Origin of the sequence: Nocardia sp. NPDC006044, assembly GCF_042871115.1 — a bacterium.
Lineage (GTDB): Bacteria > Actinomycetota > Actinomycetes > Mycobacteriales > Mycobacteriaceae > Nocardia.
The window spans coordinates 832,473-850,294 of record NZ_JBIAID010000001.1 but is presented as its reverse complement, the minus strand read 5'-3'; the positions used below and the strand labels follow the sequence as shown (position 1 = coordinate 850,294).

The window sequence follows — 17,822 nt, the reverse complement described above, 5'->3', positions numbered from 1 at the left end:
CTCGCCCGCCGGCGGTCGCCGCGCACGTCGTCGCCGTCATTCGCGTCGTACGCGGCGCCGCTGAGCGGATCCACCATCGACGGACCAGCCATTATTGTGTGTGGGTGCGTAGCGAGACCGAGGGTGGCGAGGACGTTTCGCCGCGGGAGCTCTTCGTCACCAGACTGGCCGAACTCTGGGAAGCCGCAGGCAATCCCACACTGCAACGAGTCGCCGCCACCACCGAAGCACGACTCAAAGCCGCACGCACACCAGCACAGAACCAGCGGTCCTCGATGCAACGCATCAGCGACTGGCGCAGCGGACGCAACGTCCCCTCCCGCTTCGAATCACTGGACCCGGTACTGGTGACACTGATCGCCCTCGCCCGCCAAACACCCGGGCCGGTCCCCTCGGTCCTGACGAACCGGACGAAATGGCGGCAATTATGGAAGCCGCCATCACCCAACCCGTGCGCCCCGCGGTACTGACCTCGCTACGCCGGGACATTCCGACGTTCGTCGGACGCGACGCCGAAGTACAACGGATCCTCGACGCCGCCAGGCCAGGTCGAGTCGTCTCCATCCACACCATCGACGGCATGCCAGGCATCGGCAAAACCGCCCTCGTCACCCGCGCGGCACATCTGCTGTCAGACAAGTTCCCCGACGGCCGATACTTCGTCGAACTGAACTCACACACCCCAGGCCAGACACCCGCCGACCCCGCCGAAGTCTTGGCCACCCTGCTCACCGGCCTCGGCATCGCACCCAGTCACATCCCCGACACCCTCGACGCACGCCGCGACCTCTGGCGCGACCGCGTCGCCACCAAACGAATCCTGCTCATCCTCGACGACGCACGAGACCACGACCAGATCGAACCGCTACTACCCGCCGGACCCGAATGCCTCACCCTGATCACCAGCCGCCGCCGACTCATCGCCCTCGACAACGCCCTCCCACTCCCCCTCGGCACCCTCGACCCCGATAACGCGGCAGACCTGTTCTGCCGCCTGGCCCAACGGAAACCACAGGGCAACGACATCGCGGCCGTCACCGCGCTCGTCCAGTTGTGCGGATATCTACCGCTGGCCATCGTGCTGCTCGCCGGCCGCCTCGCCCACCACCCCGCATGGACCCTCACCGGCCTGGCCGAAGACTTCCGCGCCGCCCAGGACCGACTCGGCGAACTCGACGCGGGCCATCGCGCGGTCCGTGCCGCCTTCACCGCCTCCTACGACAACCTGTCGCGCGGCCGGCAAGGGTTGTTCCGCACGCTGGGGCTACACCCGGGCTCCGACTTCGATGCCTATGCCGTCGCCGCGTTGAACGACATACCGCTCGCAGACGCCCGAACCGATCTCGAGGCGCTCTACACCGACAATCTCATCGAAGAGTCCACCCCCGGCCGGTACCGCTTGCACGACCTGGTGCGCGAATACGTCCGCGCCCTCGACTCGGCGGAGTCATTCAGCGAGGCCGCCACCGCAGTCCAGCGGTTGCTCGACTACTACCGGCGCACCGCCGCGGCGGCGGATCAATGGCTGACCCGAAGACCCCGCTCCGCCGAGGGTGACCGTACGCCCGGCGCCCTGGTGCGGGAATTCGACGACGCGGCACAGGCACTGGCGTGGATGCGGTCCGAGCGAGCGAACCTGCTCGCCTGCATCGAATACACCGCAGGCCACGATCCCGCACGCATGGTCGATCTGACCGAGGCGCTGGCGGAACTGCTGGAGCGCGAAGGACCGTGGTCATCGGCCCAGCGGCTGCACCGGCGCGCCGTCGCGGCCGCGGAACACATCGGCAACCGCCTCGGCCAGGCCAACGCCCTCACCAACCTCGGCGCCCTCCAGTGGCAGACCGGGAACTACGACCAAGCCACCGACCTGCTCTGGCAGGCGCGCGTCCTGTACCGAGAGAACGGCTACCCCATCGGTGAAGCCGACACCTTGGCCAACCTCGGCGGCTTCTTCCGATACGCGGGCGACAGCGGGCAGGCCGCCGATCTACTCCGGCAGGCGCGCACCCTGTACCGGGAGAATGACCATCCAGTGGGCGAAGCCGGCACGCTGGTCAGGCTCGGCGGCCTACTCCGAGACGACGGGGACTATCGGCAGGCCGCGGACCTGATCCAGCAGGCCTTGATTCTGTTCCGCGAGACCGGCTCCACGCTCGGCGAGGCCGATGCCCTCGGATTTCTCGGCAGCGTGCGCCGCGAAACCGGGGACTATCGGCAGGCCGCCGACCTGTTTCAGCGAGCGACGACGCTGTTCCAGGAATCCGGGCACCGCAGAAGCGAAGCCCGCTGGGTCGGCAACCTCGGCCTCGTCTGCCGGGATACCGGGGATTACGGTCAAGCCACCGACCTGATCCAGCAGGCTTTGGCCTTGTTCCAGGACATAGGTCACCGCCTCGGCGAAGCCATCAACCTCAACAATCTGGCCACCGTGTACCAGCGAACCGGGAACCATGAGCAAGCGGCCGATTTCTCCCGGCAAGCCTCGAGCTTCTTCCAGGACATCGGTTACCGCATCGGCGAGGCCGAAGCACTCGCCAACCTGGGGGCGGTATGCCGGGAGACGGGGAAGAACGCGGAGGCCGTAGATCTCTCCAGGCAGTCCTTGGCCTTGTTCCGGGAGATCGGTTACCGCATTGGGGAAACCGAAGCACTGAACAACACCGCGACGGTGCTGCTGGCGCTCGGCGAACTCGACGAGGCATCGACGATGTTCACCGAAGCGCTGACCCTCGCTCGGACCATCGGCAACCGGATCGAGTGGGCCCGCGCGCTGGAAGGCACCGCCCGCTGCCGGGCAGCTCTCGGCGACACCGTCGGTGCCGCCACTCACCTGCGCCACGCCATCGATATCTACCGCTGCCTCGGCGTGCCCGAGAAGGAGGCCGCGACAACCTATCTCGCAACGCTCGAAACCGCACCAGGCCCGAGGTGAAAGCTCGTCCCCCGGCACGTGTCGCGCGGGCGATTACTACCGAATGAGTTATCGCGCTAGGGTAGGCAAACCTAAATAAAATCCAGCCTGTCACAGCTCGGGATCGTGGAGAAATTACCAGATGGAAGGTACGCGTGCGCGGGTCAGGCGGTGGCCGGGGTGGCTGCTGGCGGCTGCCGTGCTGGTGGCCGCCTGTGTGCTGAGTCTGATGATCGGCACCAAGGCGATTCCGGCGGGGCAGGTGTGGGATGCGCTGTGGGGGTCCGACGGGTCGGCGGACGCGCTGGTGATCACCGAGTATCGGGTGCCGCGCACGCTGGTCGGGCTGCTCGCCGGGCTCGCGCTGGGCGTGGCCGGCTGCCTCATGCAAGGGTTGACCCGCAATCCACTAGCCGACCCGGGGCTGCTCGGGATCAATGCCGGAGCCGCCTTCGTCATCGCGATGGCGGTCTCGTTCCTGGGCGTCACCGAGATCACCTCGTACGTGTGGTTCGGGTTCGTCGGGGCCGCACTGGCTTCGGTCGTGGTGTATCGGCTGGGCACGGCGGGCCGGCAGGGGACGGACCCGGTCCGGCTGACGCTGGCCGGGGTCGCGATCACGGCGGTGCTCTCCGGGCTCACCAAGGGGTTGATGCTGCTGAACCCCAAGGCCTTCGACCACATGCGGAACTGGGACGCCGGATCGTTGACCGGGCGCGGTCACGATGTCATCGCCGGGGCGGCGCCGTTCATCCTCGTGGGCCTGGTGGCGGCGGTGATCGCCGCGCGCTCGCTCAACGCCGTCGCCCTCGGTGACGACCTCGCCCACGCGCTCGGCGTGCACGTCGGGCGGACCCGGCTGCTCACCGTCACCGCGCTCACCCTGCTGTGCGGCACCGCGACCGCCGCGGTGGGCCCGATCACCTTCGTCGGCCTGGCCGTGCCGCATATCGCGCGCTGGATCGTCGGACCCGACCAGCGCTGGATCGTCGCCTACTCCATGCTGCTGGCGCCGATCCTGGTGCTGGGCGCGGATACGCTGGGGCGCATCATCATTCGACCCGACGAAGTGGCGGCCGGGTTGGTGACCGCCTTCCTGGGGGCGCCCGTCCTGATCTGGCTGGCGCGGCGACCCCGGGTGAGTGCGCAATGACCGCCATCGATTTCGGCCACTCGGTGCTGGTGCTCCGAAACCGCCGCCTCGCCGCCAGGGTGAGCGTTCGCACCGTGGTGGTGTGCGCGATTCTCGTCATCGCGGCGCTGGCCGTGGCCGTATTGTCCCTCGGCACCGGCGATTACCCGATCCCTCCCGACCGGGTGTTGCGGGCGCTGTTCGTCGGGGATCAGCGTTTCGACCGGCTCGTGGTGTGGGACTGGCGATTTCCGCGCGTGGTGCTGGCGCTCGCGCTGGGCGCGGCGCTCGGCGTGAGCGGCGCGATCCTGCAATCGGTAACCCGTAATCCGCTCGGCAGCCCGGACCTGATCGGCTTCAACACCGGCGCGTACACCGGCGCGCTCATCGTCATGCTGGTGCTGGGCGGTGGCGGGTTCGAGACCTCGGCGGGTGCGTTCCTCGGCGGATTGGCCGCGGCCCTTGCCATTCAGCTGCTGGCCTTCCGGCACAACGTCACCGGCTTCCGGCTCATCATCGTGGGCATCGGCGTCAGCGCCATGCTGGCCTCGGTCAATACCTGGCTCATCCTGCGCGCGGATCTCACCGCCGCCATGTCGGCTGCCGCCTGGGGCGCGGGGTCGCTCGGCGGAGTCAGCTCGGCGCAGGTCGCGCCGGCACTCATCCTGCTGGCGGTGCTGAGCGTGATCGCTGTCGCCGCCGCGCCGCGCTTGCGGATTCTGGAGTTGGGTGACGATCTGGCCCAGTCGTTCGGCGTCCGGGTCGGACGCGACCGGCTGCTGCTGATCGTGCTGAGCGTCGCGTTCTGCTCGGTCGCCACGGCCATCGCCGGGCCACTCGCCTTCCTGGCCCTGGCCGCACCGCAATTGGGCCGCCGCCTGGCCCGCACGGCCTCCACCGCTCTGGCTCCGGCCGCGGCCATGGGCGCGCTGCTGCTGGTGACCTGCGACTGGATCGCACAACGGCTGTTCGCGCCCACGGCACTTCCGGTCGGCGTCGTCACCGTCTCGGTGGGCGGGCTGTATCTGGCGTATCTGCTGGTCGCCGAGGCGAGACGGAACTAAGGGAAGCGACGATGAACGAGAAACGCAGCGCCGGAACAGAATTGGCCGACGACGCGCTGGCCCAGACGAATGGCCACGGTACGTCGAAGGATCAGGTGCGGTTGCGCGCCGACCAGGTGCGCCTCGGCTATCGCGGCCGGACCATCAGCGATCAACTCTCGGTGGACATCCCGGACGGCGCGTTCACGGTGATCATCGGCCCCAATGCCTGCGGGAAATCCACCCTGCTGCGCGCGCTGGCCCGGCTGCTCACCCCGGAAGCCGGCGCCGTGCTGCTCGACGGCAAGGCGATCAGCGCCTATCCCGCGAAAGAGGTGGCCCGCCGCATCGGCCTGCTCCCCCAGTCCTCCACCTCCCCGGACGGCATCCGGGTCGCGGATCTGGTTGCGCGCGGCCGCTATCCGCATCAGACCCTGCTCCGCCAGTGGTCGCAGGCGGACGAGGCCGCGGTCACCGCGGCCATGGCGGCCACCCGCGTCACCGACCTGTCCGCCCGCTCGGTGGACGAATTGTCCGGCGGCCAGCGCCAACGCGTCTGGATCGCCATGGTGCTGGCGCAGCAGACGCCGATCATCCTGCTCGACGAGCCGACCACCTACCTGGATATCGCGCATCAGATCCAGCTGCTGGACCTGTGCCGCTCACTGAACCGGGAGTCCGGCCGGACCGTGGTCGCCGTCCTGCACGATCTGAACCACGCCTTCCGCTACGCCGATCACCTCATCGCCATGCGGGACGGCCGGGTGGTTGCCGCCGGTGCGCCGCGCGAGATCGCCACCGCCGAGCTGGTGCGGGAGGTCTTCGCCCTCGGCTGCCGCGTCATCGAGGACCCGGAAACCGGTACGCCACTGGTGATTCCACTCGCCGAGAACGCGGTGGACGAGAGCTGACAGCACCTGGGCGAACGGCGGGCCCGGTGACCCGGATCATGATTTCCTCTTGGAATTAATGTTAGGCTAACCTACCTTCGTCCTCCTTGCTGGATCTCATCGCGTCCGCGCGGACCGAGGGAGGGGTCGATACGTCGGTGGTGAAGGAGTTGCTGTGGGCCTGGTGGAACGGGACGACGCGGGCGCAGGTCATCCCGGATTGCCGCTCACCGGAGCGCAATTGGGTATCTGGAACGCCCAGCGCCTCGATCCCGAATCGCTCAGCTACATGGTCGGCGAGGTGCTCGAGATCTCCGCGCCCGAGACCATCGATGTGACGTTGCTGGACACCGCCATCCGCCGGACCATCGCCGAGACCGACACCATGCGACTGCGGTTCAGCGACACCGCCGACGGCCCGCGCCAGCAGATCACCGACCTGGAACCGGAACTGCGCCCGCTCGTCGACCTGCGCGGCGAGACCGATCCGATCGCCGCCGCACACCGGCTGGTCGCCGCCGAACGCGAACGTTCCGCCACCGATTGCCGCGCCATGGTCGATCGGCAGCTGTACACCTACACGCTGTTGCGACTCACCGACCGCGACGTGTGGTGCATCCAGCTCTACCACCATCTGATCATCGACGGATACAGCGCGGCCATGGTGTCGCGGCGAGTGGCCGCCCACTACACCGCGTTGCGCCGGGGCAGCGACGCACCACCGCCGCGATGGGGCTCGTTCCGGGCGCTCGTCGAGGAAGACCTCGAATACCGTGCGAGCCAAGCGCATCGGCACGACCGCGACTACTGGCGGGATCGGCTCACCCCGCTACCGTCGCTGGACGGACGGGGCGCGGCGCCCGAGGGAATTGTCGAGCAGACCCACGAGGCGCGCGCCGTGCTCGACGCCGACCTGGTGGCGCGCATCAAGGCAGCCGCGGCCGCGACCGGCATCACCTGGGCCGACATACTCGTCGCCGGCTACGCGGGATTCGTGCACCGGCTGCTCGGTGAGACCGACGTGGTCATCGCGCTGCCGGTGATGGCGCGAGTCGGCAAGGTCGCGCTCACCACCCCGTCCATGGCGGTCAATGTGCTGCCGCTGCGGATTCCGGTCTCCGGCCAGGACCGCCTCGGTGAGCTCGGCAAGCGGGTGGCGGACGCGCTGCGGGAGGTGCGGGCCCACCAGCGTTTCCGCGGTGAGGATCTGGCGCGGGAATTCGGCGGCACGCAGACCGGTGCGCTGCTGCACGGCATCGGCATCAATCTGAAGGCTTTCGACTTCGCCCTCGATTTCGACGGCGCCACCGGCATTTTGCGCAATGTCGCCGGTGGTCCGCCGGAGGATCTCGGCCTGACCGTCACGCCGCTGGCACAGGACCGGATCCAGCTCGGGTTCGAGGTGGACGCGCGGTCGCTCGACGCGGAGACGGTGCGCCGCCGGATGGACGCGCTGGTCCGGATGATCACCGAACTGGTCGATGACGCGGACCGGCGGATCGGTGCGATCACCCTGTATCCGGCAGAGGTCGGCGCGCGGATCGCTGTCGAACGGGCCGGCGCGGCGCTGCCCGGGCAACCCGCAGATGCGGTCGAGGTCTTCGACCGCATGGTGGCCGGACGGCCGGACGACATCGTGCTGGTCGGCGGCGACACCCAGGTCACCGCGGCCGAATTGGGTGCGCGGGTACACGGGCTGGCGCGATATCTGCGCGGCCGGGGTGTCGGCCCCGAGGACATCGTCGGCATTGCGCTGCCTCGCACCGTGGACATCGTGGTCGCCCTGCTCGCGGTGCGGCACGCCGGCGCGGCCTACCTCATGCTGGACCTCGGGCATCCGGCGCAGCGGCTCGCCGACATCGTCGACGACGCCGCGCCGGTGCTGATCCTGACCGGCGACGCGACCGTGGACACGGTGTTCGCCGATCGATCCGGCCAGCTGATCCGGTTGTCGGACAGCATGGTTCGAGAAGCCGTCGCAGAACTCGCGAGCGGTCCCCTGGCCGCGGCCGAACTCGCCGCGCCGCGCTCGGACGCGCATCTCGCCTACGTGGTCTACACCTCCGGCTCTACCGGAAAACCAAAGGGCGTCCAAATCTCCTGTGGCGCAATGGCTCAGCTGCTCCATCACCACCTATCGATCGACTACGCCGACGCAGCCGCGCGAGCGGGCGGACGGCAGCTGCACATCGCCCACACCTACTCCTTCGCCTTCGACGCGGCCCTGGACCAGCTGCTGTGGCTGTGGGGCGGACACCGGATCCATCTGTACGACACAGACATTCAGAAGGACGCCGCCGCTCAGATTGCCGCCTTCGACGCCGACCGGATCGACGTCGTCGACACCACCCCGTCCATGGCGAGCGCCTTGATCGACAACGGGTTGCTCGATGGCGCGCACCGCCCCGGACTACTGCTCCTCGGCGGCGAGGCGACCCCGCCCGCGCTGTGGTCGGCGATCGTCGCGTCAGAGGTGCCCGCCCGCAACATGTACGGTCCGACGGAGGCGACGGTCGATGCGCTCAGTGCACCCCTGACCGGTGCGGTGCCGCACGTCGGCGCTCCCCTGGCCGGCACCCGCGCCTATCTGCTCGACGGCGGGCTGCAACCGGTGCCGGACGGCGAGATCGGCGAGTTGTACTTGGCCGGAGAACAATTGGCGCGCGGTTACCTCGGCCGCGCCGCGCTGACGGCCGACCGCTTCGTCGCCGACCCGTTCGCGCCGGGTGAGCGCATGTACCGCACCGGCGACCGGGCCCGCTGGCTGCCCGGCCGAGGCTACGACTATCTCGGCCGTGCCGACCAGCAGATCAAAGTGCGGGGGTATCGCGTGGAATTGGGCGAGGTCGAGGCCGCCCTCGGTGCGCTGCCCGGCGTGGCCGCCGCGGCGGCCACCGTCCGCAAGACCGGCGACAGCACCCGATTGGTGGGTTATCTGGTCCCGGAGGCGGGCCGAACGCTCGACGCCGACCAGTCGCGGCACCAGTTGACCACCATGGTGCCGGACCACATGGTCCCCTCGGCACTCGTGCTGCTCGCGGCCCTGCCGACCACCGTCAACGGCAAGCTCGATCGGGCGGCACTACCTGCGCCCCAACTGGTTTCGGCCGGGCGGCCGGCCCGCACTGAACCCGAGCGGGCGGTCTGCGGCGTGGTCGCCGAGGTGCTGGGGGTGGCGCGGGTCAACGCCACCGACGACTTCTTCGGGCTCGGCGGCGACAGCATCACCGCCATCGGCGTGAGTAGTCGATTACGTGCCCTCGGCTTGGCCGTGCAGCCGAAAACCCTGCTTGCCCAGCGTGATCTGGCCACCGTCGCCGCCGCGGCCCAACCCGTGGAGCACGGTGCAGACACCGCGTCGCCGGACGAGGCCACCGGCCCGGTCCCGATTCCGCCCCTGGTGGGCGCACTGCTGGAAGCGAACCCGGGCGGCAGCGGCATCGCCGGATACGCCCAGTGGACGGCGCTGACCCTGCACGAGGACGTCTCGCTCGACCAGCTCACCACGGGCCTGCAAACCCTGCTCGACCGCCACGACGCGTTGCGGCTGGTTTTCGACGCAACCGGCACCGATCCCGCACTGGCGGTCGCAGAGGTCGGCGCGATACGCGCGGCCGATCTGGTCCGCGAGATAACCCTCCACCACCGGCGAACGGCGAACGCGCCCGCTACTGTCTCTGATCCTGTTGACCCGCATGGGACATCGGCGGAGTCCAACGCGACGCTCGTTGAACAGGTCGCGGCGGAGCTGACGACGGAATTGGATCCCGCCGCGGGCATCGAGATCCGCGCCGCGCTGATCCGGCTGGCGCCAGAGATGCCCGACCGACTCGTCCTGGTTGCCAATCACCTTGTGGTCGATGGTGTTTCGTGGCGAATTCTGGTGCCCGAACTGTACGAGGCGTGCGTATCGGCGAGGGAAGGACGCCCGGCGCGGCTACCGGCCAAGGGCAGTTCGTGGCGACGGCACGCGATGCTGCTCGCCGGGTCCGGCGCGACGGGCGGGTATCGCCGAGAACTGGCGCACTGGCAGCACGCCCTCGGCGAAGGACCGGTCGCGGCGTTGGGCGATCGGCCGCTCGACCACGGCCGCGATCTCGTCGAAAGCGCGGACCGCACCAGGACTTTCGCCGCACCGGAGATTTCCGACGCGCTGCTGCGCACGCTGCCCGCCGCGTATCGGGCGAAGACCGACGACGTGCTGCTCGCCGCCCTCATGCTCGCGATCAATGCCTGGCGGCACGAACGCGGCGAGGCGCTCGAGCCGGGCCGGCCGGTCACGGTCGAAGGGCACGGACGTGAACCTCTCAGCGCGGATACCGATTTCGCCGGCACTATCGGCTGGTTCACCAGCGAGTATCCGGTGTGGACGCCCGCGACCGGTATCGGTGACCCGGACGGGCTCGCCGATGCCCTGGCCGGTGGCGCGGCGGCCGGACGGCTGCTGCGCGCGGTCAAGGAGGCCAAGCGGGCGGTCCCCGGCAACGGGGTCGGCTATGGCGTGCTGCGCAGGCAAGACCCCGAAACCTCGCCACTGCTCGGTGCTCGGCGGGCGCCCGAGGTGCTGCTCAACTATCTCGGCCGCTTCGGTGGGGGCACCGCCACCGGCTGGAGCTTGCCCGAACACGATGCCTTCGCGGTGGTGGAACCGCCGGAAAAGGCACTGACGGAGGTACTTTCGCTCAACATCTTCGTACACGAAGACACCACCGCACAGTCGGGCGCACCCCGGATCGCGGTGGAGTGGACAGCCGCGAGCCGAATTCTCGGTGCCGAGGCCGTCACGCAGTTACAGCGCCATTGGGAGATCGCACTGGAGGCATTCGCCGTGCACGCGGTGTTATTCCAGGGTGGCTTGACGCCGTCGGACTGCCCCGGCACGGGGGTCTCGCAGGACGTCATCGACACGCTGGAGGCCGCGCACGGTCCGCTCGCCGAGCTGCTGCCGCTCTCACCGTTGCAGGAAGGGCTGCTGTTCCACGCGATTCGTGATGGGGCGGCGGATGTGTACACGTTGACCGCACGGGTCGATCTGCACGGCCCGGTCGACGGGCAGCGGCTGTCGGCGGCCTTCGACACGGTGGTCGGCCGCCATCCGAATATGGCGGCGGCCTTCCATTACGCGGGTCTGGACCAGCCGGTCCAGGCCATACCGCGCACGGCGCACATGCCGTGGCGAGAGGTCGACCTCTCCGGGTTGCCGCCGCGGGCAGCAGTGTCCACCGCGGACCGGCTGGAGGCCGAGGCGACTCGGCATCGATTCGTGGTGGATCAGTCGCCGATGTTGCGCGCCACGCTGATTCGCCTGCCGGACCACGAGCACCGGCTGGTGCTCAATGCCCATCATCTGATAATCGACGGCTGGTCCACGCCGATCGTGCTGCGCGAATTGCTCGCCGCCTATCACGGCGACGGGCTGCCCGTACCGGCACGATACAGCGACTATCTCGCCTGGATCGGCGCGCGGGATCGCCGCGCGGTGCGGGCGGCGTGGGCGCAGCGGCTGGCCGGGCTCGCCGCACCGACATTGGTGCGGGAGAACACCTTCCGCGAAAGCGAGTTCGCGCAGCGGCCGATACCGCTGGGCCGGGAGCTCGCGGCGGCGCTCGCCGATCTCGGCCGTCGCCGCGGCCTCACCATGAATACTCTCGTGCAGGGAGCGTGGGCGGTGGCGTTGGCCGGACTCACCGGTCGCACCGATGTGGTGTTCGGCGCGACCGTCTCCGGCCGGCCCGCCGAGCTGACCGGGGTGGAGACCATGGTCGGGCTGTTCACCAACACCGTTCCGGTGCGCTGCGCGCTGGACCCGGAGCGAGGTCTGCTCGATCAGCTGACCGATTTGCAGGAAAAGCAGTTCGCCATGCAGGAATTCGATCACGCCGGGCTGGCGAAGATCGAGCGCATCGCCGGGATCGGGCAGTTGTTCGACACCCTCGTGGTATTCGAGAACTTCCCCAATTCCGGTGCGCGGCAACCGGAAGCGCATGCGGTGCGACTGGGTGCGTTCCACAACCACGGTGCCACGCACTACCCGATGACGTTGGTCGCACCGCCCGCGGCCCGGCTGGAGCTGCTGATCGGCTATGACCGCGGCGGCATCACCGACACGACCCTGGAGTGGGTCGCCGACCGGGTCGCCGCAATTCTGCGCGAAGTCACCGTCCGGGCGGATGTCCGTGCCGCGGAATTCCTCGATCCCCCTGTCCAGACGCAGGTTTCGCCGCAGGGCACGACCTTGGCCGACTGGGGTACGGCGGTCGATCCGGACGCACCCGCGGTCACCGCCGACGGCGTGACCATCGACTACCGGGAGTTCGACGCCCGGGCCAACAGCCTCGCGCGACGCTTGATCACCCGGGGCGTCGGCCCGGAATCGGTAGTGGCGGTGACCATTCCGCGCACCATCGACGCAGTGATCGCCGCGCACGCGATCTGCCGGGCGGGTGGGGTGTACCTGCCGATCGACGCCGAACAGCCCGCGCAACGGATCGAGCGGATCTTCGAAACCGCGGCACCCGCAGTCGTTCTGGACTCGCTGGACGGGTTCGAGGTCGGCGAGTTCTCGACGACCGCGCTCACCGACGCCGACCGCATCGCGCCGTTGCGGCCCGCCAACTCCGCGTACCTGCTGTTCACCTCCGGATCCACCGGCGTGCCCAAGGGCGTGACCGTGTCGCACGCGGCGATCATCAACACCTTCGAGTGGTTGCAGCGACTGGACCGGTTCGGGCCCGGCGACACCGTGCTGTACCGGACGCCGCCGGTGTTCGACGCGTCGCTGCTCGAGATCTTCCTGCCGTTGCACGTCGGCGCGCGGATCGTGCTGACCCGGCCGAACGGGCATCGCGACCCCTACTACCAGGCGCGACTCATGCGCGACGAGCGAGTGACCGCCATTCAAATGACGAGTTCCATGCTGACGGTGCTCGCCGAGGAAGCCGACCTGAACGGCTACACCGACCTGCGCTGTGTCTACACCGGTGGCGAGGCGCTGCCGCCCGCGACCGCACAGCGGATGCGAGCGCTGACCGGAACCGTGGTGCACAACCTCTACGGCCCGACCGAGGCCGCGGTGTGCATCACCCATCACGAGACCGTCGACGCCGACCTGCTGTCGGTGCCCATCGGCGTCCCGCCCACCGGATGTGGGGTGCGCGTGCTGGACGAGCGGCTGCGGCCGGTGGCGGCGGGCGCTATCGGCGACCTGTACCTGACCGGCACCCAGCTGGCGCGCGGGTACCTGTCCAGGCCGGACCTGACCGCCGCGGCGTTCGTCGCGGACCCGTCCGGGAGCGGCGAACGGATGTACCGCACCGGCGATCTGGTGAAGTGGAACGCGGCGGGCGAACTGGACTACGTCGGGCGCGCGGACAGCCAGGTCAAGCTGCGCGGACAGCGCATCGAACTCGGCGACATCGAATCGGCCCTGCTCACCTGCGCCGGTGTGGCGGCCGCCGTGGTGCTGCTGCGCGAGGACACCCCGGGCGACCAGCGTCTGGCCGCGTATCTCATACCCAGTTCCGGCGTCGAGCTCGACCCGGCGAGCGTACGCGAACAGTTGCGAACATCGCTGCCCGCGTACATGATTCCCGCCGCGTTCCTGGTGCTGGACCATATTCCGCGCACCTCCAGCGACAAGATCGACCGCAGGGCGCTGCCGATCCCGACCTACGAGGCGGACGCGGGCGCGGCGGGAGTGCGGCCGGGCGCGGAGATCGCGGCACCCGTGATTGCGGGTGCGCCGACGGCCGCAGCCACCGGCGGTACGACAGGCCAGGTCGACGGGATTCGGGCGGCCATGGCCGCGGTGCTGTCGCTACCCGAGTTCGCCGCCGACGACGACTTCTTCGCGGCGGGCGGGCATTCGCTCAGCGCGATTCGATTGGTCGGACGGCTCGGGCGCGCGAGCATCGCGGCGACCCTCGACGACGTGTTCGCGGCTCCGACACCGCGGGCACTGGCGGCGCGAGTCGGGGTGGCCGAACCCGGCGCGACCGGGGTGATCGAGGGGCTCGCCATGCTCGGCAGTCGCCTCGAGCACGTGCTGCCCTTGCGGACCCGCGGCGCGGCCGCGCCGCTGTTCTGCGTGCATCCGGTGGGTGGCACCGCTTGGCAGTTCGCCCCGCTGGCCACGCTGTTGCGGGCCGACCGGCCGATCATCGGCTTGCAATTGCCGACCCTGAGCGACCATGACTTCGAGGTGAACACCATCGACGAGTTGGCACGGCACTATCTGACCACCATTCGCCGCATCCAGCCGCAGGGGCCCTACCACCTGCTGGGCTACTCGCTCGGCGGCAATATCGTCCATGCGCTGGCGGCCGCGCTCGAGGCCGACGGTGACGCCGTCGCCTATGCCGGTCTCGTGGATTCGCATCCACTGTCCAATCTCACCGAGCGGGCCGAACAGAGTATCGCGGATCCGGCACAGCTGGATCGGCTGCTCCCCGAAATCCCAGAGGACACACCGGAACTCGCGGCCGCCATTCGTGGCGCCGCCACTGTACTGCTGCGCCTGGTCCTGCGTTCCGAGTCGCCGCTCTATACCGGCCCGATGGCGCTGTACTCCGGCGACACCGGTACCGAACCCGCACGCGCCGAAGCCCAGATGACGGGCTGGCAGGCGGCGGGCGCCCGGCTCACCGTCCGCCGATTGCCCTACTCGCACTTCGACATCGTGTCTCCGACGGGCTGGACCGAAGTCGCGGCGCTACTCGACGTGGATCCCCGGATCCGCACCTGACCTCCCCCCAACAAGAAAGAAACTCTCCATGTCGCTGTACCGAAAGACGGCCCGCCTGCGTGCCGCCGTCGCGCTGCTGATCCTCGCGCTCGTCGCGGTGGTCGCGGGCTGCACCAGCTCCGCCACGGACGAATCGACCAAGTCCGGCACCCGAGAGGTGCAGACCGCCAAGGGCGCGGTCACCGTGCCCGCCGACCCGCAACGCATCGTGGTGGTCAACGGCGTGCTGGCCGGATACCTCTTCGATCTGGGCGTCAAGGTGAAGGCCGCGGATCCGCGGATCCTGGGCGTCACGATGAAGCCCGGTGAGTTCCCCGCGGCGTGGGGCGCGGAGGCCAAGCAGCAGGGCACCGTGGCGGTGCCCTCCGGTGACGACATGAACCTGGAGTTCATCGCGGCACAGCAGCCGGACCTGATCGTCGGCGGCGGGCCGGGCTACCCGGGGCAGCAGTCGATCAACAACTACGACAAGCTCACCGCCATCGCACCCACCGCGCTCGTGTCGTCCAACGCCACCGACTGGCAGGACCAGTTGAAGTCGGTGGCCGACATCGTGAACCGCTCCGCGAAGGTAGACAGCCTGATCAGCGCGTACAACGACAAGGTCGCGAAGGTGAAGGCCGGGATCAAGCTGCCGCAGGGCGCGACCGCGGTGATGCAGTCACGCAAGGACGGCAAGCCCACTCTGATCGCCCCCAACACCTCGCTGGCCACGCTGCTGTCCTCGGTCGGCTTCACCATGGACGACAAGGTCGAGGCCAAGGCGGGCAACCCGGCCCGGCCCGCGGCCGGCGACTGGGTGACCTTCAGCCCCGAGCTGCTGAGCACGGTGGTCGACGCCCCGGTGCTGTTCGTGATCACACTCGACGGCGGCCGCACCATTGCCCAGCTGAAGGAAGACCCGCTGCTGGCCAAGCTGCCCGCCTTCCAGAACGGTCAGCTCTACGAGCTGCCCGCGACCAGCCAGCGTCCGGACTACCGCACCGCCATGGCCACCCTCGACCTGTTGGCGGAGCGCTTCAAGTGACATCGTTCGGTGGCTTGCTGATCGACACCTCGCCACTGCGGGCCAGCCGGGAGTTCCGCAATGCCTTTGCGGCCCGGCTGATCTCGGTGCTCGGCATCGGCCTGCTCATGGTGGCGCTGCCGGTGCAGGTCTACCAGGCCACCGGATCGTCACTGCACGTCGCGGGCGTCACCGCCGTCACCGCGGTCGCCCTGTTCGCCGGATCCCTGGCGGGCGGGGTGATCGCGGATCGGTACGACCGGCGAGACGTCATCCAATGGTCACGTAGCGCAGCGGGTTTCGGCTTCCTCGCGCTCGGCTTGAACGCCCTGCTGCCTGATCCGTTCCTGGCCGTCATCTACGCCGCGGGCGTGGTGGACGGCCTGGCCGGTGGCGTCAGCGGATCGGCGCTCATGGCGCTGATCCCCAAGCTCGTCGGCCGCGAGAAGGTGGCCGCCGCGGGCGCGCTCACCTCGCTCACCACCGACCTCGGCACCATGGTCACCCCGGCGCTGGCGGGACTGCTGATCGCGAAATCCGGTGTGGGGCTGGCCTTCTTCCTCTGCGCGGGCGCGACCGTCGCCACGGTGGGGCTGATCCGATCCATCGGACCGCAACCGCCGCCGCAGCGGGAGATCGCGCATCCATTGCGCGAACTCGCCATCGGCATCAGATTTGCCGCCAGGCACCGGGTCATCCGCGCCGCGCTGTTGACCGGCACGATCGCCATGCTGGTCAGCGGTCCGCTGGTGCTGCTACCCGCCCTCGCGCACGACGAACTCGGCGTCGGGACAACAACTCTCGGCCTGCTCTACGCCGCACCCGGCGCGGGCGCGGTGCTCGGTTCGCTGACCAGCGGCTGGATCGGCCGCAGCACGCGGCCCGGCCGGGCGCTGCTGATCTCGATGGCGGTCATGCCGATAGGCGTCATCGTCGCCGGTCTCTGGCCGCATGCCGCGCCGGCCTTCCTCGGCCTGGCCGGATTCGGCCTGGCGCGGGCGTTGAACATCGTGCTGCGCTACACGATCCTGCAACAAGAATCCCCGGAGGAACTGCGTGGCCGGCTCTCCGGCCTGCTGATGGTGCAGGCGGTGACCGGGACCGCGGTCGGCTCGATGACGGCCGGCCTGGTCGGCCAATTCTTCGCGCCCGGAACCGCTCTCGTGGTCTACGGGCTGTCCGTACTGGTTTTGGGCGGGTTGACGGCGGTCGCCGCCGCCCCGCTGATGGGAAGGGAGAAGCCCTGATGGATCGTGCCGGTTATGCCGACCGCATCGCCGAGGTGCTGTCGGGTACGCACGGAGCCAAAGTCGGATACCCGATCGGTCTGTGCGCGGTGCGGGTGCTGCGCACCGAGCAGGTGGGCGCGGGCTTGATCCGCATCACCTTCGGCGGTGCGGATCTCGCCGGATTCCACAGCTATGTGCCGGATGAGCATGTGCGACTGGTCTTCCCGGACGAGCAGGGCGTGCTGCGCCTGCCCCGGAAGGACGGGCTCTCCCTGGAGTGGGGCAAGCCGCGTCCGGTGTCGCGGGAGTACACCGTGCGGCGGTTCAGCGCCGCGGACCGGGAGCTGGACATCGACTTCGCCGTGCATCCCGGCGGGCTCGCCTCGGATTGGGCGCTGGCCGCCGTCCCGGGCACCCCGATGCACATCGCCGGCCCGCCCGGTGGCGTGGTCGTGCCCACCAGCTACAACAGGTATCTGCTCGCCGGTGACATCACCGCGCTGCCCGCCATCGCGCGCTGGCTGGAATGGCTGCCGCGCGCGTCCGCCGGGTGGGCGGTGATCGAGGTGGGCGGTCCCGAGGAGGAGATCCCGCTGGACGCACCCGCCGGCTTCGAGGTGCACTGGGTGCATCGCGGCCACACCGCGCCCGGTACCGGCGATGCCTTCGAGAAGGCGCTGCGCGCCATCGAAGTGCCCGCCGGAGAACGGACCTACGTCTGGCTGGCCGGCGAGTCGGGTGTGCTGAAGCCGCTGCGCCGCTGGGTGCGCGGCGACCTCGGCATCGATCCGAAGGACTGCCTGATCGCCGGATACTGGAAACGCGGCATCGCCGACTACGACCGAGACGAATAGGAACCGGCCGG

The 17,822-nt window shown here is 69.4% G+C and carries 9 protein-coding genes; all 9 read left to right on the top strand.

Annotation, left to right across the window (positions count from 1 at the left end):
- Window positions 1-104: 104 nt before the first annotated feature.
- The 9 genes from ACFYO1_RS03905 (at window position 105) to ACFYO1_RS03865 (ending at window position 17,811) form a co-directional block, all read left to right on the top strand.
- Window positions 105-470, top strand: coding sequence for a hypothetical protein (locus ACFYO1_RS03905; RefSeq protein ID WP_387226905.1), 366 nt, complete (start codon window positions 105-107; stop codon window positions 468-470).
- Entirely contained in the window at window positions 428-2,935 is a 2,508-nt protein-coding gene (locus ACFYO1_RS03900; protein WP_387226903.1) for an ATP-binding protein, read from the top strand. Before ACFYO1_RS03905 ends, ACFYO1_RS03900 begins: the two co-directional genes overlap by 43 nt.
- 121 nt (window positions 2,936-3,056) lie before the next feature.
- On the top strand, window positions 3,057-4,067 hold the full coding sequence (locus tag ACFYO1_RS03895; RefSeq protein WP_387226901.1) for an iron chelate uptake ABC transporter family permease subunit: 1,011 nt from the start codon (window positions 3,057-3,059) through the stop codon (window positions 4,065-4,067).
- On the top strand, window positions 4,064-5,110 hold the full coding sequence (locus tag ACFYO1_RS03890) for a FecCD family ABC transporter permease (RefSeq protein ID WP_387226899.1): 1,047 nt from the start codon (window positions 4,064-4,066) through the stop codon (window positions 5,108-5,110). Before ACFYO1_RS03895 ends, ACFYO1_RS03890 begins: the two co-directional genes overlap by 4 nt.
- Window positions 5,111-5,121: 11 nt before the next feature.
- Window positions 5,122-6,000 (top strand): ABC transporter ATP-binding protein, encoded by an 879-nt coding sequence (locus ACFYO1_RS03885; protein WP_387226897.1) that lies wholly within the window; start codon window positions 5,122-5,124, stop codon window positions 5,998-6,000.
- 154 nt (window positions 6,001-6,154) lie between these two features.
- Window positions 6,155-14,722, top strand: a complete 8,568-nt coding sequence (locus ACFYO1_RS03880; RefSeq protein WP_387226895.1) for an amino acid adenylation domain-containing protein — start codon at window positions 6,155-6,157, stop codon at window positions 14,720-14,722.
- 28 nt (window positions 14,723-14,750) lie between these two features.
- Window positions 14,751-15,749, top strand: a complete 999-nt coding sequence (locus tag ACFYO1_RS03875; RefSeq protein WP_387226893.1) for an ABC transporter substrate-binding protein — start codon at window positions 14,751-14,753, stop codon at window positions 15,747-15,749.
- The gene (gene entS, locus ACFYO1_RS03870; RefSeq protein WP_387226891.1) at window positions 15,746-16,975 is read left to right on the top strand and encodes an enterobactin transporter EntS; all 1,230 of its coding nucleotides are present in this window, start codon (window positions 15,746-15,748) and stop codon (window positions 16,973-16,975) included. The genes ACFYO1_RS03875 and entS overlap by 4 nt, the downstream gene beginning before the upstream one ends.
- The gene (locus tag ACFYO1_RS03865) at window positions 16,975-17,811 is read left to right on the top strand and encodes a siderophore-interacting protein (RefSeq protein WP_387226889.1); all 837 of its coding nucleotides are present in this window, start codon (window positions 16,975-16,977) and stop codon (window positions 17,809-17,811) included. Before entS ends, ACFYO1_RS03865 begins: the two co-directional genes overlap by 1 nt.
- Window positions 17,812-17,822 lie beyond the last annotated feature (11 nt).